This is a genomic window from Flavihumibacter sp. ZG627 (assembly GCF_000814325.1).
In the GTDB taxonomy this organism is placed as follows: domain Bacteria; phylum Bacteroidota; class Bacteroidia; order Chitinophagales; family Chitinophagaceae; genus Flavihumibacter.
In genome coordinates this window covers 136,289-157,989 of sequence record NZ_JPHF01000008.1, presented here as the reverse complement: position 1 = coordinate 157,989, position 21,701 = coordinate 136,289, and the positions used below count along the sequence as shown (strand labels likewise).

The 21,701-nt window shown below is 45.3% G+C and carries 20 protein-coding genes; 9 read left to right on the top strand and 11 right to left on the bottom strand.

What is annotated here, in order from left to right; genetic code table 11:
• Window positions 1-50 precede the first annotated feature (50 nt).
• Window positions 51-614, bottom strand: coding sequence for a nuclear transport factor 2 family protein (locus tag HY58_RS15060; protein ID WP_039133711.1), 564 nt, complete (start codon window positions 612-614; stop codon window positions 51-53).
• 150 nt (window positions 615-764) lie between these two features.
• On the opposite strand from HY58_RS15060, the gene HY58_RS15055 reads away from it, so the two are divergent.
• Window positions 765-1,772 (top strand): phosphotriesterase, encoded by a 1,008-nt coding sequence (locus tag HY58_RS15055; protein WP_039133709.1) that lies wholly within the window; start codon window positions 765-767, stop codon window positions 1,770-1,772.
• 13 nt (window positions 1,773-1,785) lie between these two features.
• Here HY58_RS15055 and HY58_RS15050 read toward each other — a convergent pair whose 3' ends face one another.
• From HY58_RS15050 to HY58_RS15020, 7 genes are all read right to left on the bottom strand, one after another.
• On the bottom strand, window positions 1,786-2,481 hold the full coding sequence (locus HY58_RS15050) for a RibD family protein (RefSeq protein ID WP_039133706.1): 696 nt from the start codon (window positions 2,479-2,481) through the stop codon (window positions 1,786-1,788).
• Window positions 2,478-2,852: an iron chaperone gene (locus tag HY58_RS15045; RefSeq protein WP_039133704.1), complete on the bottom strand. Its 375-nt coding sequence runs from the start codon at window positions 2,850-2,852 to the stop codon at window positions 2,478-2,480. The genes HY58_RS15050 and HY58_RS15045 overlap by 4 nt, the downstream gene beginning before the upstream one ends.
• A gap of 128 nt (window positions 2,853-2,980) precedes the next feature.
• Complete coding sequence (locus HY58_RS15040; RefSeq protein ID WP_216593814.1) at window positions 2,981-4,030, bottom strand: family 16 glycosylhydrolase; 1,050 nt, start codon at window positions 4,028-4,030, stop codon at window positions 2,981-2,983.
• A 15-nt stretch (window positions 4,031-4,045) separates the two neighbouring features.
• Window positions 4,046-4,951 (bottom strand): PKD domain-containing protein, encoded by a 906-nt coding sequence (locus HY58_RS15035; protein WP_039133698.1) that lies wholly within the window; start codon window positions 4,949-4,951, stop codon window positions 4,046-4,048.
• 16 nt (window positions 4,952-4,967) lie between these two features.
• Window positions 4,968-7,052, bottom strand: coding sequence for a hypothetical protein (locus tag HY58_RS15030; protein ID WP_039133695.1), 2,085 nt, complete (start codon window positions 7,050-7,052; stop codon window positions 4,968-4,970).
• A gap of 18 nt (window positions 7,053-7,070) precedes the next feature.
• Window positions 7,071-8,552, bottom strand: a complete 1,482-nt coding sequence (locus HY58_RS15025) for a RagB/SusD family nutrient uptake outer membrane protein (RefSeq protein ID WP_039133693.1) — start codon at window positions 8,550-8,552, stop codon at window positions 7,071-7,073.
• A 17-nt stretch (window positions 8,553-8,569) separates the two neighbouring features.
• Window positions 8,570-11,662 (bottom strand): TonB-dependent receptor, encoded by a 3,093-nt coding sequence (locus HY58_RS15020; RefSeq protein WP_039133690.1) that lies wholly within the window; start codon window positions 11,660-11,662, stop codon window positions 8,570-8,572.
• A 187-nt stretch (window positions 11,663-11,849) separates the two neighbouring features.
• On the opposite strand from HY58_RS15020, the gene HY58_RS15015 reads away from it, so the two are divergent.
• Window positions 11,850-14,750: a triple tyrosine motif-containing protein gene (locus tag HY58_RS15015; RefSeq protein ID WP_039133687.1), complete on the top strand. Its 2,901-nt coding sequence runs from the start codon at window positions 11,850-11,852 to the stop codon at window positions 14,748-14,750.
• 92 nt (window positions 14,751-14,842) lie between these two features.
• On the opposite strand, the gene HY58_RS15010 is transcribed toward HY58_RS15015, so the two are convergent.
• From HY58_RS15010 to purU, 3 genes are read right to left on the bottom strand one after another with little or no spacing between them, the layout of a single operon-like run.
• The gene (locus HY58_RS15010) at window positions 14,843-15,154 is read right to left on the bottom strand and encodes a DUF202 domain-containing protein (protein WP_039133685.1); all 312 of its coding nucleotides are present in this window, start codon (window positions 15,152-15,154) and stop codon (window positions 14,843-14,845) included.
• 20 nt (window positions 15,155-15,174) lie between these two features.
• Window positions 15,175-15,996, bottom strand: coding sequence for an aldo/keto reductase (locus HY58_RS15005; RefSeq protein WP_253271587.1), 822 nt, complete (start codon window positions 15,994-15,996; stop codon window positions 15,175-15,177).
• A gap of 44 nt (window positions 15,997-16,040) precedes the next feature.
• Entirely contained in the window at window positions 16,041-16,880 is an 840-nt protein-coding gene (purU, locus tag HY58_RS15000) for a formyltetrahydrofolate deformylase (protein ID WP_039133784.1), read from the bottom strand.
• 144 nt (window positions 16,881-17,024) lie between these two features.
• Here purU and HY58_RS14995 point away from each other — a divergent pair, with 144 nt between their 5' ends.
• The 7 genes from HY58_RS14995 to HY58_RS14965 all read left to right on the top strand — a co-directional run bounded on the left by HY58_RS14995 (window position 17,025) and on the right by HY58_RS14965 (window position 21,672).
• Window positions 17,025-17,615, top strand: a complete 591-nt coding sequence (locus HY58_RS14995) for a c-type cytochrome (protein WP_039133682.1) — start codon at window positions 17,025-17,027, stop codon at window positions 17,613-17,615.
• A 53-nt stretch (window positions 17,616-17,668) separates the two neighbouring features.
• Complete coding sequence (locus tag HY58_RS14990) at window positions 17,669-17,902, top strand: NmrA family NAD(P)-binding protein (RefSeq protein ID WP_039133680.1); 234 nt, start codon at window positions 17,669-17,671, stop codon at window positions 17,900-17,902.
• A gap of 32 nt (window positions 17,903-17,934) precedes the next feature.
• Entirely contained in the window at window positions 17,935-18,435 is a 501-nt protein-coding gene (locus tag HY58_RS14985; RefSeq protein ID WP_082022188.1) for an NmrA family NAD(P)-binding protein, read from the top strand.
• 33 nt (window positions 18,436-18,468) lie between these two features.
• The gene (locus tag HY58_RS14980) at window positions 18,469-18,741 is read left to right on the top strand and encodes a hypothetical protein (RefSeq protein ID WP_039133675.1); all 273 of its coding nucleotides are present in this window, start codon (window positions 18,469-18,471) and stop codon (window positions 18,739-18,741) included.
• Between the two features lie 2 nt (window positions 18,742-18,743).
• A complete protein-coding gene (locus HY58_RS14975) occupies window positions 18,744-19,358 on the top strand; it encodes a pseudouridine synthase (RefSeq protein WP_039133672.1) in 615 nt (204 codons plus the stop codon).
• Window positions 19,359-19,686: 328 nt separating this feature from the next.
• Entirely contained in the window at window positions 19,687-20,802 is a 1,116-nt protein-coding gene (locus HY58_RS14970; RefSeq protein WP_052324177.1) for a DUF389 domain-containing protein, read from the top strand.
• A gap of 33 nt (window positions 20,803-20,835) precedes the next feature.
• Entirely contained in the window at window positions 20,836-21,672 is an 837-nt protein-coding gene (locus HY58_RS14965; RefSeq protein ID WP_039133669.1) for a S1 RNA-binding domain-containing protein, read from the top strand.
• The last annotated feature ends 29 nt before the right edge of the window (window positions 21,673-21,701 follow it).

Genomic DNA, 21,701 nt, shown 5'->3' with positions numbered 1-21,701 from the left:
AACAACTTTCTTAAAGAAGAAAGTTGTCTGATACATATTTGAGTCATATTTTATTTCTTGCCGCTTTCCGCCGACCTGATCACCGATCTGTCGAGGTACATTATCACTCTGTCGATCTTATCATTGGCATCAAAATGCATATCGGTGTGTATCCACTGGCTCATGCTGTTGCCTGATTTATATTTTGCATTCACCCTGTACCAGCTCATCAGCCATACACCCGGCGCTTCAATGCTCTGTGGTTGGTTAACCCTCACCGGTAGAAAGATGGCATCATGAAAGGTGATTGAATCGATCACTTCTGTCCTCCTTTTTTTCCAATAAGCAGTGATGGCCGGCTTTCCTACAATACTGTCTCCATTGTTCCAGGCATAGACTGCATTGTCGGCATAGTCTTTCATCCAGCCGTCAATATCTCCGCCCGATAGCGCAGCGATGGCATTTTTGCCCATATCAATGTACTTTGACTCCGCTACAATTTCTGCCGGCATCCTGGTAGCAGCGGTGGTAGTGGTAGTGGTGGTGGACTCATCTGCGTTTTCGGCAGCAGGCTTCTCATTGTTGCAGGAAATAAGGAACATGGCAATCATGCCCCATAGGAATAACTGTTTCATTATATGGTTATTTGGGTTAAAGAAACAATGTTGGGGGCAACGAAACTAAAGGAGGGTAGTAGAGGGGTAGGATCTTCTCTCTGAATTTAGTTACTTAAATTAGCTCTGGCAAAAATATCTGCGTTTGCATTTCCCAATCAAATTATCTGAATGTTAGCCAGGTCAATAATTTTCTTGTTGCTCTCCTTATCTGCTTGTCCGCTGTTTGCGCAGCAGAAATACATCATGACGGTTAGAGGTAAGGTTAAAGCCGACGCTATAGGAAGAACGCTCGCTCATGAACATATCGTCACCAATTTCATTGGGGCTGCCACTGTGGTGGATGTTCCGGGAGATGATAGTGTTGTGATCGCAAAAATCCTTCCCCAACTGCTTCGCCTCAAAGGCCAGGGTATCAACACGCTTATTGAATGCACGCCCAATTTTATCGGCAGGAATCCCGCCCTGCTGAAGAAGCTTTCGGAGCTCTCCGATCTTAATATTGTTACCAATACCGGACTCTATTCTGCGGTTGATAAAAAGTACCTGCCACCCTATGCCTTCACTGAAAATGCTGCGGGTATTGCTTCACGTTGGGAAGCAGAATGGACCAATGGTATCGGGGGTACAGGCATCAGGCCGGGCTTTATAAAACTCGGTGCCGGCAGTTCTGCCCTCGATTCAATTGAAGCAAAAATGCTGGCGGCGGCTATACTGCTAAGCAGGAAATCTTTACTGCCTATAGCCATTCACTCGGGGAGTGGACAGGCAGCCATTTCTGCGTTTGAGCAACTAAAGAAATCAAACTGGAAACCGGAGAAACTGATCTGGGTGCATGCACAAAATGGTACCGATGAAGAAAGGGCAATGCTGGCGAATGAAGGTGTGTGGATCAGTCTGGATGGGGTTAGTGAAAAATCATGGGAGCAATATGCAGGTATGATCCTTTTCCTCAAAAAAAGGAACATGCTTCATCGACTGCTGATTTCTCATGATGATGGATGGGCTGTACTTGAGAATGGCTCTTACAATAAACTGGATCTTTTCGAAAATGGTAATAGTATCCCTTATAGCACCCTGTTTACGAAACTACTCCCTGCCCTGAAAAAAGCGGGAGTAACAGAATCGGAAATTGATATGATCCTGCGAAATAATACCGGTGACTGTTTTTCTTTTTAAAGCGCAGAGAGCTTTACAGTTTTTTCCCTTTCGCAACAATATACCTGATCCATAAAAAATCATCGTAGATCTTCTTTACTGATTTTAAGGTGAAAATGGTTGCCTTTCGTTTCCCATATCCCTTCTCTGCTTCAAATACACTAAGCGCGCCGATGGTGCCATCAGCAACTGGCGCCAGCACGAGGCTGAATTCGTCTATAAGTCCGGCTTTCAGGAATGATCCATTCACATGGCCGCCACCATCAATGCGCACGGTCTTAATACCGAATAGCTTATTAAGTTTTTCTAAAACAAGTTTCAGATCCAGTTCTGCCTGGCCGCCAAAAATATAGGAAACATTTTTCTCCTGCAGGTGTGCGAGGTATGCAGATGAAACCTTTTCGGTGAGCACTTCAATTACATGCTCTGTTGAAACCATATTAGTATCCCAATAACATTTGCCGGAAGGATCAATCACCACCGCAAATTTCTTGGCGGGTTGTTTGGCAACAAAATCAACTTTGGGGATGCGGATACTCACACTCTTCTTCGCGGGAATTTTCTTGCTTGAAAATTCCTGCATCGTAACGCGACCTACCAGCCAGGCATCGGCCTTTATTTTTGCGGCCGGCTCTTCAAAATATTTATGGTGGTCTTTGAATCCCCAGATATCCTGTTTGATCTTTCCATCTACTGACCCAAGCATGTGACAAATAACGTATGGTTTCATAATCGGCTCTTGTTTTGAATAATTCTTTTTTTCACGATCTCCTTAACAACAGTTGCTGGCAAAGGATTTTCTGGTGTGAAGTGAATAGTAGTTCCTGAGGTCTTGTAAGGTTGCAATTCTTTTTCGAAGTCTTTCAATAGCTGTTTGTTTACAACAAAAAATGAACAGTGATCTTTAAAGGCTGCGAAATGTACCAATGCTCCATTGTATTTATAGCTGGGGATCTGATAACTGATTATTTCCTCTGCCTTTGGTGCAGCAGATCGTATTGTTTTACGCAATTTTTCCAGGGCGCTTCTGATTTCTGGTTCCTGCAATTCCAGGTACTCATCCACCGTTTTTGGCACAATACCCTTGAATCCTTTTCTCATAATTAAATTTACTTCTTCCTTCCCATTTCCAGCACCCCTAAATCAAAACGCCTCTGAAGCTCTTCACTGCTCCAAAGGCGTTCTCTCCCCAAATCTCTCCTCAAATCTTACCTCTTACCTCTTACTTCTTACCTGTCATAGACTCTAAGATAATCCACCTCGAAAGTAGCGTTCGTAAATGCGGGATCAACTGCTCCTGCAAAATTTCCGCCAACGGCCATGTTGATGAGGAAGAAGAAATTCTGATTGAAGGGAAGGGAAGAACTGTTGTTAACTGTATGGATCGGCTGGTCGTCAACAAGCATCTGGATAGTGCTTGCCGTCCATATCAATGTATACTTATGGAATTCGGTGGTTGCATTGGCGATGGTTCTGGTATTGCCATCAGCATTGCCCCCTGACCTGCCCGGGTAATGAAGTGTTGCATAGATCTTATTCAGGTCGCGACCAAGATGTTCCATGATATCTATCTCGCCACATGCGGGCCAGCTAACGGCATCAATATTATTCCCCAGCATCCAGAGTGCTGGCCATGTTCCAACACCTTCCGGCATTTTTGCACTGATCTCCACACGGCCATACTTCATACTGTATTTGCCCTTGCTCAGTAACCTCGCTGAGGTATAGGCGGCACCGCTGTAGTTTTCTTTTCTGGCTGTGATCTTTAGCTTGCCATCCTGCACCGAAACATTTTCCGCACGGTTGGTATAATACTGCAACTCTGCATTTCCCCAGCCATTGTCGCCCCTCCCTATATCATATCCCCATTTAGCGGGATCGGGTGCGCCATTGGTATTGAATTCGTCTGACCATAGCAGTTGGGGTTCGGCACTTCCTCCTGCAACGGTTACTGAAACCTGGGTTGATTTCGAAATACTCTGTCCGCTGGCATTACTCGCCTTAACCGTTACCACATAGGTATTGGTTCCTGGTTTTTTATATATATAGGAAGCGATGCCGTTTGTTGACACCAGGCTTTCTCCATCACCGAGATCGTACTGGTAGGTACTGGCATTAATGGCCGTGGATTTGAAATCTACTTTACCGCTGCCATCCATCGATACAGTGCTCTGTATAACCAGGTTGCTAGGGGCAACATTTGTTGGCGCAGCATCACCGTCTGATTTCTTGCAGCTTAAGAGCGCAAGAGCACATAGGATCGAAATTGTTATGCTCATAAGATTTCGCATTATTTATGATTTTACTTTTAATTTCTGGTACCATGCATTTCCATCAACTCCAATAGCTCGCAGGTGCATGGTGGTTTCTGTAATGGAAAGGATCTCATAGCTATTGCTGCCCGTGGCAAAATTAACGATACCATCACCCGGAACAATGAATTGTATGCCGGTTGAATTGCCGCTGTTTGATCCCGATGTTGCATCAGAAAATATCAGCGCTTTGGAGCCGGCAGTGTTAAGGTCATAACAGGCCTCGGGACCGCTGAATCCATAGGCGCCCACAGAAGCACCCTGCACAAAGCTCTGTCCCTTATTATCCAGTTCCATATAAACCCTGTTATTGGCATCTTTCGTAAAACGGATCTCATCGTCATAAAGGCAGCCAACACTTGCTTTTTCATTGGGCGCCGCCTGATACCAGATGGGTTCAAAATTATCTGCCGGTCCCACTCCAATATGACCAGTAGCCTCATTATCTGTTACCCATATTTTACTGTCATTATTGGTTAATGCCGTGAGTATGGCCACCGGTATCTCGAACACAACATTCACTTTGATCTTTTTACTGATGGTGGATACCACTCCAGCCGTTCCGATGGCATTTACCGTGATGGTATATTCATTGGTACCCGGAATGCCATACTTGTATTCTGTTGTTCCGGAAGGCACCATTTTCACAACCCCATCACCGAAATCGATCTGGTAAGTGAGTGTATTGCTCGCAGTTGATACAATGTTCACCAGTCCGGTTCCATTGCCATCAGGATTATTGGCATCGGTTCCGGCAATTGTTATATCGAGCGTTAAGGCATCGGGATTTTTAATTTCACCAAATGCATATTCTGTTTTCTGGCAGCTTAGCAGCAATACCTGCATCGCCATCAGCAGAATGAAAAGAAAAAAGATTTTATTTCGCATGACTGATTAGTTGAGATTAATTAAGCGTGATGTCATCAAAGAGATAGGTGTAGTTGGCGGATCCATCTCCAACAGCGCCAAGGTCAAAGATCAATACGATCTTATGGTATGAATTGGCTGTGTTGATAGCGCTGTAATCGAATGTCAGCTCTTCCCATTCGCCCGACTTTGTGGTGGCTACCTCTTTTTCGAAATTGATTCCACCATCATTCTGGTTCTCTACCTTGAGCAATAATTTTGCACCTGCTCTCGGCGAAAACACTTTCACCTTAAATGTTTTCTTCACGGAGAAATCAATGGCACTGCTTAGTGCGATCCAGCTTCCACCCCAGGGCTGTCCCGGATTCTTGATCATCCTGCCAACTGTATTACTGGTATTGATCCCTGATTTTTCAGGATTGCGGATTACGGTTACAGCCCCTCCGTCGAAATCATTGAATGTATAGGTGAGTGCTGCTGATTCAAAATCGAGTGGCAATCCCAAGCTGCCCGATGATCCGCCAGTTACAAAGGCAACATCATCCCAGTAGAATACCTTCCCGTTACCTGTGGTTCCAAAGTCGAAAAAGATGGACGCCTTGTCATAAGTGGTGGCTAGATTTAATGCCGCTGTTCCGGTTGCATGATTTTTGAAATCAAACACCAGCGTTTCCCAGGCATTGGCAACGGTTGTTCTCGTGATTGTTTCAACCGACAAGGTTGGGTCACGATGGTCTTCTATCTTCAATAAGACCGGTATATCTGCTGCGGGCGAATATACCCTAACACTCATCTTTGTGTTGGTAGCGGTAAGCGGAATAGCAGTTGCAAAGCCGGATGCTGTTCCAATGGTTGTTCCGGCCCATGTTTCTGCACCTGAAGGCTTGGTAGTGATCTTTACTTTATTGGCAGCATTGGTGGGATCAACACCATCAATTGTGCTGTTGTTTCCGAAATCAGTTACAGTATAGTTCACCGCTTCATCATCAAAGCTTACCGGTAAATTTATCTGCGCAGTTCCCGAGGGGAGACTATTGGTAAGGCGGATATCATCAAACAGGAAAGTAAAATTCGCTGATCCATCACCCACAGTTCCCAATTCAAAGATCAGCACGAGCTTCTGGTAACTATTGGCAGTATTGATTGTGCTGAAATCAAATGCAAGGTCTTCCCATCCATTGGCGATTGTGGTAGTTACTTCTTTTTCAAAATTGATACTACCATCGCTTATGTTCTCTGTTTTCAGTAAAACTTTTGCACCCACGCGCGGGGAATAAACTTTCATGCGGAATATCTTGTTGGCAGAAAAATCAATTGGCCTGCCCAGACTGATAACGCTTCCGCCCCATGGCTGTCCGGCATTCTTCACCATCCTTGCCACCTTTGCGGAACCATTGATTCCGCCGGCCTGCGGATTATCAATCACCGTTACATCTCCTCCATCGAAATTGATGAATGGATAGTTTGACGCTGCGCCTTCAAAATCAAGTGGGAGTAATAAAGGATTTTCTATGGTGATCAGTTTTTCTACTTCTGTTGTTGCAACCCCACCGCTTAATGCAACCACCCGGATGGTGTAACTGCCAACTGTTGAATAAACATGGCTGATGGTTTCATTTTCCATGAATGATGCAGGTTCTTCATCTGCTGTTTCGCCGAAGTAAACCTTGAAGAGTGTTTCGTAGTTTGCCTTTGCAGTCACATTTACCTGGAATGGATTTGCCTGATCAACAGATGCCGTCACTTCAAGATCAGTGGGCGCCTTAAAGGAAACAGTCAGCGTTTGTGTACTTTCTGTTGTAAGGCCGTTAATGCCAATCCCCAGGATCCTTACATCATAACTACCTTCGGGATAGGTATGACGGGTGTTTTTTCCCGGCAGTATTTTAACAGGTGCCGTAGTACCATCTCCCAGGTAAACCTGGTAGTAGGCAACGCCTTCACCATTGGGGGTGATGGTCACCAAACCTGTATTGTCCTGCGTTATATCAAATAGTGCCGACAGGTTGGCCGGGGCGGCAGCCTGGTCTGCAAAACCAGTATCATCAAAGCTTTGCTTACTGCAACTAACCATCAGGGTTAGTAGGAACAGCACAGCGTATATTTTTTTTAGCGTATTCATTGCTGATAGATTTAGGGATTAATAACCTGGATTTTGTTCCAGTCCGGAGATATCAATCTCCTGCTGCGGAAGGGGGAATAATTCATTCTTTCCTACAACAAAACCTGTAATTGCTGCTGCTGCCTTACCGGTGCGTACCAGGTCAAAGAACCTGTCGCCTTCCATGGCAAGCTCCAGTCGCCTTTCTTCCCAGATAGCCTCTGTAAGCGCCTGCCCTGATAATGTAATGTTATGCAACTGGTCTCCGAATGCACGTTCGCGTACCATATTCAGGTACTGCTGTGCTTTGGCAGTAACGGGCGAGGGTAAACGATTATACGCTTCCGCAGCCATCAACAATACTTCTGCATAACGGATGGTCCTGAAATTGTTCAGGTAGTTCAGCTCTACCTGCCCGGATGTTTCTCCCTTACGCGGCAGGTATTTTTTGTTGTAAAGTCCCGTGTTTTTATATGGTGCTACCAGGTAGGTAATATTGAATTGCGGATTGGCTGCTTTGTAAGCTTCAATATCGAGGATGGTGGCGTCTTTACGCTGGTCGCCTTCTTCAAATGCATCAGCCAGATCCTGGGTTGGGAGGTTGATACTCCAGCCCTGACCATAGGGACTTGATCCTGTAAGGTTTCTGATGCCGGCCGATTGTACCGCCAGGTTGCCTTGTCCCCTTCCCGGGTTCGACCAATCATAAAACGGACTCTTATTGGAATATTGGATCTCGAATACACTCTCAATTCCATTCTCTCCTGATTGCAGGAAAATATCATCCATATTTTCTACCAGGTCAAATGGCCAGTTCTCAACATTTTCAAGTACTGCCGCTGCTTCTTCAAATTTTTCCTGGTATATCAACACCTTGGCAAGAAGCGCTTTGGCGGCATAGAGCGTGATCCTTCCTTTTTCGGGATTGGTTTCCGGTAAGCTGGCAATAGCACTTGCAAGATCTTTTTCTATCTGTGTATACACTTCTGCCTTTGGACTTCTTGTCAGTTGCCTTGAATCAGATGCACCCAGCCGCCTGTCAACAAAAAGAGGCACATCCCCAAACATCCTGGTGAGCTCAAAATAGTAATAGGCTCTCAGGAAATATACCTCACCATACAGTGCATCTTTTCCACTGAAGTCAAGCTTTGTTTTATTCTCTTCAAGATAGTTGGCGCGATTGATTCCTTCATAGGCGGCTTTCCATGCCTCTGTGAGATAACTGTTAACAGGGTTTACCTGGTAATCATCTATCTGCTGCAGTCCCAATACATCCGTTGCATTTTCTCCTCCTGTAACGGCATTGTCTGAAGCGATATCACCGATCACGGTATTTGCCCATAACCATTGCAGTGGTGAATAAACACCGATCGTCATCTTCTGATAATCATCGGCCGTTTTGAAATAATCTTCGGCAGTGATCTGGAAATCCTCCTTGGGATCGTAGTCAACAAATTTGGTACAAGCCGGTGCCAGCAGAACCAGTATCGCCAGGGTTATTATATAGATAGTCTTTTTCATTGTTAAGTTTTGTTGCATTAAAGTTTAACGTCAATTCCGAACGACCATGTTCTTGCCTGTGGATAGATTCCACGATCAATTCCTGTGTCAAATATGCCGCCTGATATTTCAGGATCATATCCCGAATATTCCGTGAAAGTGAATGCATTCTTCACCTGGGCGTATATGCGCAACTTGCTTATTTTACTGTTCTTCAGTAAGGCTGACGGGAATGTATATCCCACCTGTATATCCTTGATCTTTACAAAAGATCCGTCTTCTATATAGCGGTCGGAAGCCCTTGTATTATTGTTAGCATCTACAAAACTGTAGCGCGGATATCTCGCATCATTGGTGCTGCCTTCGCCGGTCCACCTGCCTAATACCCCACGATATTTATTGGTCATGGCAAGGTTTCTTTCATAAGCGCGATAGATCTCATTTCCCACTGATGCATACACGAAGGAGCTGAAGTCAACGCCTTTATATTCCATCGATAATCCCCATCCCATCGTGAATTCAGGAAAAGGATCACCTATCTGGGTGCGGTCATTTGCATCTATCCTGCCATCTTTATTTAGATCAGCATACCTGATATCGCCAGGCTGTGCGCCGGGCTGCGCTGCATTGCTGCTAGCTTCTTCCTGGTTCTGGAATAATCCATTGGTCTTGTAACCATAGAAATAGCCGGGCGTGAATCCTTTTTCAAATCTTGTGATACTCTGGAAAGGAATACCATAACCTCCACCCGAAATGAGTCCGTTATTGGTTTCTGTTACCAGGTTTTTAGCCGTGGTGAAATTCACATAGGTATTCAGTTTCAGCTTCTTTGCAACAGTTTCTGAATAGCTCAGCGTGATATCAACCCCGCTTGTTTCTGTTGTACCTATATTGGCTGTTGGCAATGCCGCGGTTCCCAGGTAAAGTGAGAGTGTTGGCGTAAACAACAGTCCGCTGATATTTTTCTGATAGTAGTCGGCGCTGATAGAAAACTTATTATTCAGGATGGCCATGTCAAATCCAATATTCATCTGCTCCTGCTTTTCCCATGCCAGCGCGTCATTGCGGAAGCTGCTGATGGTAGCACCTATTGAGGTTGGGTTTTCTCCGAATGTATAGCCGGCATTTTGTCCGAGTCCATAGCTGTAAATAGCTGTGGATATTCTCTGGTACTGCGGACTCACATTCTCATTTCCTGTAGCGCCATAGCTTCCTCTTATCTTGAGATTGTTGATGATTGATGACTTGAAAAATGCTTCATTAGAAACCAGCCATCCCAATGAACCTGCATAGAAATTCGCGAATTTATTCTCCGGACCAAAAGCATAGGAGCCATCGCGTCTTGCGGTAAAGGAGGCCAGGTAGCGATTATCATAATCATAGTTAACCCTTCCGAAATAAGAGAGGTTTCTTCTTTCGTACTGGAATGAACCAACATCAAGTCCCGCCGCTGGTGCAGTACCTGTTGCAGAAGAGATATCGGCATAGTCCCATGAGTTGAAAGGAACATCCTGCCTTGAACCGTTCAGTGCATTACCGGTTGTTTTGGCAACGGAGAATCCGGCTACGATATCAAAGGCGTGAAGATCATTCAGGTTGAAAGTATAGTTTCCGAAATTCTCGAAGGTGTAGTTGAAATAGGTGTTCTTGTATTCCGCAACACTATTATGCGCCCCCGCCCTTGGTGATCCATCGGCATTGAGGGTGGAGTTGATATGAGAAGCGCCATAATAGGAGAGGGGGTTAAAGCTTTTCCCCACAACATTCGTGTAGGTATAACCGTAACGTGATGTGAGCTTCAGATTTTTCAGCAGGCTATACTGCATCTCCAGCTTACCGTACAATTTGTTGGTGGCAGACTCATTATAGCTGTCGGCCAGTTGGGTGAGCGGGTTGATGATTTCTGAAAGGATATAATTACTGGTAGAATATTTTCCATAACTGCCGGGTACAGTATTATATATGGGTAATGTGGGATCAAAATTGAGTGCGTTGGAGATGACCCCGTTGATGGCATTTTCCGGTATACCTGATCCCCTGATATTCACGAAGCTGGTATTGGCGGTAAATGTTAGTTTGGGCGAGAGGTTATAAGATATATTGGAGGTTCCGGTGAGGCGGTCGAAGTAAGATTTTTCGCCACCACCTACTATACCATCCTGCCCCAGGTAGGAAGCAGAGAGAAAATAGATGAGCTTATCACTACCCCCTCTTGCTGTAAGGGCATGCGATTGAAGCGGCGCCTTGTGGAATATTTCATTCTGCCAGTTGGTGCCCACTCCCAAAGAAGATATATCAGGGAAGATGAGTTCGCCGCCGGCAACCTTACTGCCTTCATTGGCAATGGCGGCATACTCAGTTGCATTGAGCACGCCGATGATATTCTGCACTTCCTGAATGCCATAGTTGCCATTATAGCCGAATTCGGTCTTCTGGTTCTTGCGGCCCGACTTGGTTGCAATTACAATAACTCCATTACCTCCCTTAACGCCATAAATGGATGTGGTGGCAGCATCTTTAAGGATATTGATAGATTCAATATCGGCGGCATTGATGGAGTTGAGATCGTCGAGGGTCTGGATGGCTCCATCCACTACTACAATGGGATCGGTTCCTGTATACGAAGGGATACCGCGGATCAGCACCGTGGGTTTGGCGCCGGGTGAACCGGGGGAGATCACTATTACTCCGGAGGCTCTTCCCTGCAGGGCATCTTCTGCCCGAACAGGTTTAAGTTTCTCGATCTCGGTGCCCTTGATGGTGGATATGGCCCCCGAAACCTTGGTTACTTTCTGAACTCCATAACCAACCACCACTACTTCATCCATCTGGCGGCCGGTTAGTTTCAGGACTATATTAAGGGTGGTGCCGGTAATGGCCACTTCCTGCTCCTCATAACTTAAAGAGGTGATCACCAGGGTGGTGGCTGTGGAGGGTACCGTGAGACTAAACTCCCCGGCAACATTGGTGGCGGTTCCAATATTGGTTCCTTTAACAAGGATGGAAGCATTGGCAACCGGGTCGCCTTTTTCATCACTCACCTTTCCCGAAACGGGATTTTGTGCCCAGGTGATTGCTGTAATGAACAGCAGGCAGGCAAAAAGGAAACTCCTTTGCAAGACATTTTTCATAAGCGCAAGCTTTAGTTTTTAGAATTCTTCCGGACCCAGATCCGGAGACATTAAAACTATAACTAAGAAAAGCCGGCTTAAAGAAATCGCCTACAACATGGCTACTACTTGTTTGATTAATCAGCTGATAATCAATAATTATCGACTACATCATTACTACATCATTTCTTATTATTAAGTTTATCGGATGAAATTAGGGCTCTACCTGCTGGCAATGATCCTGCTTTCCTTCCATGGGATGGCACAAAATACCATCGGCCTGCCCCAGATCATCAATTATAGCAAGACCGATTACCACGGCGGTACCCAAACCTGGGATATCAGGCAGGATAGTAGCGGTGTCCTGTTCTTCGCCAATAATGAGGGACTGATCACTTACGACGGTACCTACTGGAAGAACTTTCCCCTTCCCAATAAAACCATTATGCGCTCCCTGGCACTTGACCACCAGGGGAGGGTGTATACCGGCGGACAGGGAGAGATCGGTTTTTTCCAACCCGATAAGGCGGGCTTTCTCCTCTATGAATCCCTCCTTGAATTTATTCCGCCTGCCCAGAAGAATTTTGCGGATATCTGGGATATCGAGATCGTCAACGGCTCAGTTTTCTTCAGGGCCATGGACAGGATCTTTGAATGGAAGAACAACAGTATCCAGGCTTATCCGGCCACCACAGAGTGGGTGCTGCTGAAGAAGGCTGGCTCCCGCCTTTTTGCCCAGGATAAGCAAAACGGACTTTTCCAGTTCAGGAACCGTGAGTGGCAACCCCTGGCCAATAATGACCTGCTCCGTAATAAGAATATCCTCGGCATAGTAGATATCAGCGAAGACAGCCTGCTGCTGGTTACCCTTAATAGTGGCTTTTACCTGGTGCATGGTGATGCCATCAGTCCTTATAACCGCATCGGCTCCGCCACCATCAAAAGTGATATTTATGCTGTGGCCCAGCTGAATGAAAAGGAGTTCGTGATGGGAACCACTTCCGCCGGTTGTATTATAATGGACTTCCAGGGAAAGATCATCCAGCAGTTATCTCAAAAGGAGGGATTGCAGAATAATAATGTGCTCAGCGTTTTTCTCGACCGCGATAAGAATCTCTGGACCGGACTGAATAATGGAATCAGTTTCATCGCCTATAATGCGGCTATCAAATATATACGGCCTAATAAGGAGAATGAATTATCAGGATTTGGGGCACGTATCTATAAGAACAATTTGTATGTAGCATCATCGGATGGCGCTTATGCGGCACCACTTTTCTTTGACCAGAAAGACCTCAGTTTCAACCGGAGTGATTTCAGTTTTATTCCTAACAGTGCCGGCCAGTCGTGGCGATTGGATGAGGTAAACCAGCAACTCCTGCTTGCCCATAATGCAGGAACCTTTCTTATTAAGGATGCGCGGGCCATACCCATTGCACCTGAACCTTCCTGGCTTTTTGTTCCCACTTCACAGGTGGTGCCGGCATCCAATATTATTGTGGGCACTTACACCGGACTTAAATTGCTGGGCTTCTACGGAAACAATTTTATTGATAAGGGAAACCTGAAGGGCACCTATGAATCATTGCGATTCCTGGCTATTGATAACAATGGAATCATCTGGGCTTCACATCCCTACCGGGGAATTTACCTGCTTGAATTATCTACTGATAAAACAGCCTATAGCGCGCGGCTGTTAACCGAAAAAGATGGACTGCCTTCCACCCTCGGAAACCATGTTTTCAAAATAAAGAACCGGGTGGTTTTTGCCACTGAGAAAGGCGCATATGAATATGATGCGAAAACCGGGAAATTTCAACCTTCCCCTTTATTGAAACCTGTTCTCGGCTCAATGGAATTAAGATACCTCAATGAAGACCAGCAGGGTCGTATCTGGTTTTGTAGTGGAAAGAAACTCGGCGTGGTTGAATTCGATGAGACAGATGCAAGTTCAAAACATACCATTACCTATTTCCCCGAACTCTCCGGACAGGTACTGTCGGGCTTTGAGAATGTTTATCCCTATGACCCCAACAACATATTCATCGCTTCTGAAAAAGGGATCGTTCACCTCAACCTCGAGAAATACCTGCAATCCAGAAAAGATCCTGGGATAATCCTGGGTAGTATCAGGGCCTTCGGCAAATCTGACAGCGCCATTTTTGGGGGATATCTTCCTGATTCAGCCCAGCACCTGCTTTATGAAGACAAGAACGACCCAATGCATCTTCCCAGTGGTTATAACTCCCTTCATTTTGAGTACAGCAGTCCGGCTTTTGGCTTGCAGAATAATATTGAATACAGCTATAAACTGGAGGGCTTTGATGATGAGTGGAGTGCCTGGTTACCCAAAACAGAAAAGGATTATACCAACCTTGCCAATGGAAAATATTTTTTCAGGGTAAAGGCAAGAAGCAATCTTGGTGTTGAATCGGAAGCTATCACCTATACTTTTATAATTGACCCGCCATGGTATAAATCTGTATGGGCTTATCTTCTTTATTTAAGTTTATTGATATTACTGGTATACCTGATCAATAAATGGCAGGAGAAAAAACTACTACTGCAGAAACGTAAGTATGAAGAAAAGCAAAGACAGATCAACATACTTCACCAGCTCGAGATTGAAAAGAATGAAAAGGAGATCATCAAGCTGCAGAATGAAAAGCTTGCCAGTGAAATGATCTATAAGAACCGTGAACTGGCTGATACAACACTGCACCTGGTTGAACGTACGGATGCATTAACGAAGGTGAAAGGGGAGTTGCAGAAACTCTATAAGGATAGCGGAGACACCTATCCCATCAAGAAGACGCTTCAGTTGCTTAATGATATTGAAAAGAACAATGAGAACTGGGATAAGTTTGCCACTCACTTTGATGAGATCAATAACGACTTCCTAAAAAAACTAAAAACAAAATATCCGAAGCTCACCAATACAGATCTGAAAGTTTGTGCATACCTGCAGTTGAATCTTTCTTCAAAAGAAATAGCACAGCTGATGAATATTTCTGTGAGGGGTGTTGAGATCAGTCGCTACCGGCTTAGGAAAAAATTGCAGATCCCCACCGAACAAACATTAATTGATTTTCTGAATAATATTGACTAATTAGGCCCCTGCTCCCATTCTTCCCCTAAATCTTACCTCTTACTTCTTACCTCTTACCTGTTTCACCTCTTACTTCTTACTTCTTACCTGTATTAGCTTTCCCACTCAAGTTTGTAGTCGCCGATATGCTTCTCGCTTTCCTTTATCTTTCTTTTCTGCACAAAATAATTACGGAGCCCAATGGTCATGATCGTTACTGAAACTATCCAGCAGATCACTTCTACCAGTACTCCATACTTAATGATAAGCAGGTTGTTGAGGGTGAGTCCGGCCACAGCAAAATAAAGGGATGTCCTTATAAAAGCGAGCAGTGTTGTATTGTTGGTCATGATCGTCCGCTCCAATGCCAGCCGCTCTCTCAGTATAAGGTCTTTGTTAATATTGTTTACTGTTTTTGTATCCATGTTGGCGTTTAAAAGTTGTTTCAAAATTGTTGCAGGTAGCTTATCATTTTTTTTCTTGCGACTTCATCGGGACATTTACCATGACCCGCACCCATATTATCAGCAACATGGTTTGGATTGGATGTTCCCGGTATCACACAGTTAACGGCCGGATGCGAAATGATGTACTTCAGAAAATACTGTCCCCAGCTCCTGATATCAAATTCGGCTGCCGCTGGGGGTAGTGGCTTTCCTTTTACCAATCCAAACAATTCTCCTTTCTCAAATGGTTCATTGATTATGACAGCAACACCATTATCTTTTGCTGCGGCCAGTAATCTTTTTTCCGCATTGCGCTCGCGGATCGAATAGTTGAATTGAACGAAGTCAGGTTTTTCTTTTACAAGTATCCTTTCCAGATCTTCATGCGCCGAGTTGGTATAATGTGTTATCCCGATATACCTGATCCTGCCTTCCTCTTTCCATTTTCGCAGCGTAAGAAAATGTGTTTGCCAATCAACCAGGTTATGGATCTGCATCAGGTCCATCGTTTTCCTGCGCATCTTCTTCAGCGAAGCATTCATTTGGTCAATGCCCTCCTGCTTTCCTCTTGTCCACACCTTGGTGGCATAAAAGAAATCATTGGCATGCGCCGTTTCTGTTGTGAGATCACCGATCACTTCTTCCGACCTTGCATACATAGGCGATGAATCTATCAGTTTCCCGCCATGCCGAACCATTTCCTGCAACACCTGTTTCAACGGTGCTCTTACTGCTGCATCCCTGCCTACATCAAATTGCTGCCAGGTACCAAGACCCACCACCAGAAGTTTCTCGCCAGAAGAAGGAATGATTCTTTGCATCATGGATGATTGTACTGGATGGAATAAATATAGCTATTATCCCATCAGGTAAAAACAATGGTCTTGTTGCCGGAAACAAAAACCCTGTCTTCCAATACCATTTTCAATGCTTCTGCCAGCACAGCCTTCTCTACTTCATGACCCGCCTCGATCATATCGCGCAGGTTATCATCATGTTTTACCGGGATGATCTGTTGTGTGATGATAGGACCTTCATCAAGATCATTGTTCACTATATGCGCCGTTGCGCCAATTAATTTAACGCCTCTTTCAAATGCTTTCTTATAGGGATTGGCACCAACAAATGCAGGCAGGAAGCTGTGGTGTATATTGATGATGCGTTCATTGTATCGGGCTACAAAATCCGGACTTAATATGCGCATGAACTTTGCCAGTACTATGTAATCAGGTTGATACCCATCAAGTAATTCCATCACCTCTTCTTCAAATTGTTCCGTGCTTTTATCGGCATGACTGATCGTATGAAAGGGAATATTGAATTTATCTGTGAATGGTTGGAGGCTGTTATAATTTCCGATCACCGCCAGTATATTGGCATGCAGTTCATTGAAGTAATGACGCACCAGCAGGTCGCTCAAACAATGATGCTCCCGCGTTACCATGATAACTATATTCTTGAGTTTCCTCGGAATGATACTGATCTCTGCTTCCCCCGGAAGCACTTCTTTTAAAGCATCTTCCAGTGCCGGCGCATTTAATGTTCCCGATACTTCAAGTCTTAAGAAAAACATTCCCGTTTCCTGCTCCACAAATTCTTTCATCACCAGGATATTATGATCATTACGATGCATCACGCCTGATATGCCGGCGATCAATCCTTTTTTGTCACTACTTTTGATCCGTACCACGTGATTTTTATCCATCTCTTTTGTTTGCGCTACCAAATATAATGTGGTGCCTGCGCAATTCACAACGCCTTTTTCACAGTCCGTTCCCCTTGACCTTTCCCTGCCCTTTACCATGAAGTAAATTGCTCTACGATTCTTTTAATGTTTAAACCTTGTCTAATGAAAAAGATCATCTTCCTGCTTGCAGCTATGGCAGTTGTTATAGCGGCAGCAATTGTAGCCTGCCAGGATCTTGCCAGCAATGTTCCTACAGCAAAAAAAGAGATACCGGATTCGGCATTGATTGCGCGTGGTGATTACCTCGTAACCTCCATGCTGTGCGACGACTGTCATTCGCCTAAATCAATGGGACCAGAAGGGCCGGTCATCATCCCCGAACTCAGGCTTTCGGGTCATACTGCCGGCACTGTATTACCTGCATTCGACAGCAATGAAGTGAAGAAGGGATGGGTGCTTTTTAGTCCCGATTTCACCGCCATTGCCGGTCCATGGGGTGCATCCTTCGCGGGTAATATCACCAGCGATGCAACCGGTATCGGTAACTGGAGCTATGAGCAATTTAAGAGGGCTATCACACAGGGAAAGTATAAGGGACTTGAAACAGGAAGGCAGTTGCTTCCGCCCATGCCATGGCCTCAGTTCAGCAGTCTCCATGACGATGATATCAGGGCTATCTATGCTTTCCTGAAATCAACGCCCCCTGTTAAGAACATTGTTCCCGCTCCGAAAAAACTATCTCAACTGAATTAATTATTTATATCAATAACCATAATCATTAAACCTTTATCATGAATCAGAAATAAATGATCCTCGTAACCGGTGCCACAGGGGCGCAGGGAGGTAGTGTAGCGAAAGCCTTGCTGGAGCAGGGGAAATTTGGGGTTCGCGTGCTTACAAGAAACGCTGGCAGTGAAAAAGCATTGGAGCTTGCAGCAGCCGGTGCAGAAATTGTTACAGGCGATCTTGACGATAAGACCAGCCTGCTGCAGGCAAAGCAGGGCGTGTACGGTGTATTTGGACTCACCAATTTCTGGTAGCATTTTGGAAAAGAACTGGAACAGGGTAAAACCTGATTGATGCGGTGAGTGAATCAGGGGTGCAGCATTTTGTTTATAGCTCACTAGCCAATTATAAAAAACTTTCGGGTGGAGAATTATCAGTTCCGCATTGCGATATGAAGGCTGCGCTCTCAGATTATACCCGGTCAAAAAACCTTCCCGCTACTTTTGTTCAATATATTGGCAGAACCGTTGGTGTTGTTGGAGCCGATGATAGCTGCCATAAATATGCGGCTACAATGAGTAAGGTATTGGAGAGGGAGATAGTCTATAGTCATATACCCCGCGAAACATATGCTGCCTTTGGCTTTCCGGGTGCGGAGGAACTTGCCAAAATGTTTGATGTACAGCGGAGATTCATCCCCAGCCGTCGCCTCGATCTTATTGAAAGCTATGCCCTTAATGCTTCCATGCAGCCCTTTGAACAATGGCTGCGGAAAAATAAAGCACGCATGATTGCCCTGCTGGATGCAAAAGTTTTAGCAGAGAAATCGTTACTTTCATGCTGTTGACAAGCAGTCATTTTAACGATTAAAACTTAGGTTATGGACAAGAAAGATGACGATAAGTTTCCGGGCTACCCGCATTATCCTGAAAAAGAAGATATCTATAATAAGGAAGAGAAAATTGAACTCGACGAAAATGGTGAGCCTATAACCTCACCGGTAAAGGCGGAAGATTCTCTTGCTGATGATCTTGATATACCCGGCTCTGAACTTGATGATCGCGATGAAGCCATTGGTGAAGAGGATGAGGAGAATAATTATTATAGTCTTGGTGGCGACCGGCATGAAGACCTGGAAGAGAATGACCAGTAGTAATGATGGATCCGGAACACCGCTATTTCGTTTTGCACAAACCCCATGATATGGTTTCACAGTTCGTGAGTCCCGATGCTGTGAACCTGTTAACGCAAATAAATTTCAGCTTTCCCGATGGCACCCACGCCATCGGGCGGCTTGATAAAGATTCGGAAGGGCTTCTCCTGCTCACTACCGATAAACGTGTTACCAATCTTTTATTCAATAGCGCTAAGCTGCATAAGAGGACCTATCTGGTTCAGGTAAGGCATTTCCTTCCCGAAGAAAGGCTGGAAAAGATCCGCAATGGTGTTGGCATTTCCTCCACAGGCGGAAGCACCTATATTACAAGGCCCTGTGAGGTGAGCTATGCCGAAAGGCCCGATTGGCTTACACCAGGCGCCTGGGAAGTGAGGCCCGATCTGCCGCATGCATGGGCAAGCATTACCCTTACAGAAGGTAAATTCAGGCAGGTCAGGAAAATGTTTGATGCCGTAGGAAACAGGGTGATGAGACTGGTGCGTGTATCAATTGAAGATCTTGATATAACTAAACTGCCCCCGGGTGAAGTAAAGGAGTTATCAGCTTCCGAATTTTTCCGCGGACTGCATATCGACCCCGATAGGGACGCTTAGAATATCACTTCCATCATGGTGATGAGTTCCTTGCCGGTTTCCGCAACCTCTTCAACAGGTGCAGGTGACGATAACAGGCAAACAGATAATCCCTTCGCCAAGCAATCGCCGCTCACAAAAAACTATTGTGGCAATAGCAATCAGAAATGAGGAGAATTGATTGCTTTTTCATTTTGCTTCTATTACCACCCAAACATCCAAAAGATAAATCGCATGACATAGTAAATTCCGGCGAGTAGTAGTTTTCTCTGTATGAGTTGTTCCGATCAGCAGATTAAAATGACCTTCCATGTAGTATATTTCAGTACCATTTCAAGAAACACATACCATGACAGCCCGATTTGATACTATTCGCCGATATATTGGCTGGATAGCCAGGATACCCCGTGAAGAGTCTGAAGAAGAAACAAGAGATGAGATACTGGCCGAAGTAAAATTCAGGGGTGCTAATCTTTGGTTGCTGGTATTCACCATGTTTATTGCCTGCATCGGGCTGAACATGGATTCTGCTTATGCGGTTATAGGCGCCATGCTGATGTCGCCCCTTATGGCACCTGTCATCGGTCTCGGTTTCAGTATGGCCACCAACAACTGGAGCCTCCTCAAAGAATGCGGATGGAACTGGCTTATTGGTTTTGTGATCAGTCTGCTTTCCTCCACTTTATTTTTCCTGGTAACTCCTTTCAGCGAACCCACCAAGGCACTTGCAGCATTCAGCAATGCCACCATATTTGATGTGATGCTGGCTTTTTTTGGAGGATTGGCAGGCTTTATTGGCATCACCCGTTTGAGGGGAATTAAGGTGCTTGCGGGTGTTGCAGTGGCTACTGCCTGCATGCCGCCGCTATCTACTTCCGGGTATGGACTGGCAAACCTCCAATGGCATTATTTCTGGGGTGGTTCTTATTTCTATATAATCAACTGTATCTATATCGGGCTTGCCGTAATGCTGCTGGCGAAATACATGAAATATGCCAAAGTGGTCGCTTTCCGCCAGAAACCCATTAAGGCGCGTATCGTATATGTATTGGCTATCGCGAGTCTGATTCCCGCTTCCTATTTTGCCTGGCAGCTTGCCCAAACCCGCAAGGCGACCGGCCGGGTAGAGAAATTCATAAAAGAACAGATCACCCCGCTGGATGTTTCCATCCTGAAAACAGAGATGCAACTGGAAACCGCTCCAAAGAGAGTTGAAATATATCTTACCGGTCACCTGCCCTCTGCTGAAGCCGAGGTGGCCCTCTTGCGTAAAACACCCGATTATGGTATCCCGGATGTTGAATTCATCATCCATAAAACACCTGAACTGGAGAACCTCCAGGATGACCCGGCACTGATCCGCCAACTCACCATCAACCAGGAAAAAAAGCTGCTCAGGCAGGATAGTACCATCAGTTTACTGACCCGCCGGCTCGACAGTTTGACGGCCGCCCTAAAAAAATAATACCTTTGACCCTTCCAAAGAATAAAATTCATTATGGTAAAGGTTGGTCAGTACAATACGCTAAAAGTATTAAGGGCAGTTGATTTCGGGGTTTTCCTGGATGATGGTAATGAAGGCATCCTGTTGCCAAAAAGATTTGTTCCCCCCGGCATCAAACCGGGTGATGAGCTTACCGTTTTTGTTTATCATGATTCCGAAGACCGCATCATCGCCACCACCCAGAAGCCTTTTGGTGTTGTGGGGGATATCGTTCCGCTTAAAGTTGTTTCAGTAACCAACCAGGGTGCATTCCTCGACTGGGGACTCATGAAAGATATTTTCGTTCCCCGTACCAAACAGCTCATGCAGATGCGCGTGGGCGGCATCTACATCGTTAAGATCTATATCGATGAACAAACCGGCCGCGTTGCCGCCACCGAAAAAATAGAATCATTCCTCAGTAACGATACGCTTACCGTTAAAGAAAAAGACCTGGTAGACCTCATCGTTTATCGCCGCACCGATATTGGCTATGTGGTTATTATCAATGGGCTGCACACAGGGGTGCTGCATTTCAGTGATATCTACCGCGATATACATGTGGGGCTTCGGATGAAGGGATATATCAAAACCATCCGCGAAGAAAATAAGATCGACGTTGCCCTCGGTGAGCCTGGCTATGCAAGGGTTGGCGGAGAAGCTGGCAAGGTGCTCAGCCTGCTGGAAGCCAATGGCGGCTTCCTGCCTTACCATGATAAATCGGACCCCGACGATATCTATTCCTTCTTTTCCATGAGCAAAAAAACATTCAAGATGGCGGTAGGTACACTTTTCCGCCAGCGACTTATCAATATCAAAGAACACGGCATCGAACTGGTGAAACCATCCTGAGAATGCTTTCCTTTCGTCTCAGGATTTTG

Bases quoted from the DNA above. Each gene is read 5' to 3' on its own strand.
- HY58_RS15060 (WP_039133711.1), bottom strand. From the start codon at position 614: ATGAAACAGTTATTCCTATGGGGCATGATTGCCATGTTCCTTATTTCC.
- HY58_RS15055 (WP_039133709.1), top strand. From the start codon at position 765: ATGTTAGCCAGGTCAATAATTTTCTTGTTGCTCTCCTTATCTGCTTGT.
- HY58_RS15050 (WP_039133706.1), bottom strand. From the start codon at position 2,481: ATGAAACCATACGTTATTTGTCACATGCTTGGGTCAGTAGATGGAAAG.
- HY58_RS15045 (WP_039133704.1), bottom strand. From the start codon at position 2,852: ATGAGAAAAGGATTCAAGGGTATTGTGCCAAAAACGGTGGATGAGTAC.
- HY58_RS15040 (WP_216593814.1), bottom strand. From the start codon at position 4,030: ATGAGCATAACAATTTCGATCCTATGTGCTCTTGCGCTCTTAAGCTGC.
- HY58_RS15035 (WP_039133698.1), bottom strand. From the start codon at position 4,951: ATGCGAAATAAAATCTTTTTTCTTTTCATTCTGCTGATGGCGATGCAG.
- HY58_RS15030 (WP_039133695.1), bottom strand. From the start codon at position 7,052: ATGAATACGCTAAAAAAAATATACGCTGTGCTGTTCCTACTAACCCTG.
- HY58_RS15025 (WP_039133693.1), bottom strand. From the start codon at position 8,552: ATGAAAAAGACTATCTATATAATAACCCTGGCGATACTGGTTCTGCTG.
- HY58_RS15020 (WP_039133690.1), bottom strand. From the start codon at position 11,662: ATGAAAAATGTCTTGCAAAGGAGTTTCCTTTTTGCCTGCCTGCTGTTC.
- HY58_RS15015 (WP_039133687.1), top strand. From the start codon at position 11,850: ATGAAATTAGGGCTCTACCTGCTGGCAATGATCCTGCTTTCCTTCCAT.
- HY58_RS15010 (WP_039133685.1), bottom strand. From the start codon at position 15,154: ATGGATACAAAAACAGTAAACAATATTAACAAAGACCTTATACTGAGA.
- HY58_RS15005 (WP_253271587.1), bottom strand. From the start codon at position 15,996: ATGCAAAGAATCATTCCTTCTTCTGGCGAGAAACTTCTGGTGGTGGGT.
- purU (WP_039133784.1), bottom strand. From the start codon at position 16,880: ATGGATAAAAATCACGTGGTACGGATCAAAAGTAGTGACAAAAAAGGA.
- HY58_RS14995 (WP_039133682.1), top strand. From the start codon at position 17,025: ATGAAAAAGATCATCTTCCTGCTTGCAGCTATGGCAGTTGTTATAGCG.
- HY58_RS14990 (WP_039133680.1), top strand. From the start codon at position 17,669: ATGATCCTCGTAACCGGTGCCACAGGGGCGCAGGGAGGTAGTGTAGCG.
- HY58_RS14980 (WP_039133675.1), top strand. From the start codon at position 18,469: ATGGACAAGAAAGATGACGATAAGTTTCCGGGCTACCCGCATTATCCT.
- HY58_RS14975 (WP_039133672.1), top strand. From the start codon at position 18,744: ATGATGGATCCGGAACACCGCTATTTCGTTTTGCACAAACCCCATGAT.
- HY58_RS14970 (WP_052324177.1), top strand. From the start codon at position 19,687: ATGACAGCCCGATTTGATACTATTCGCCGATATATTGGCTGGATAGCC.
- HY58_RS14965 (WP_039133669.1), top strand. From the start codon at position 20,836: ATGGTAAAGGTTGGTCAGTACAATACGCTAAAAGTATTAAGGGCAGTT.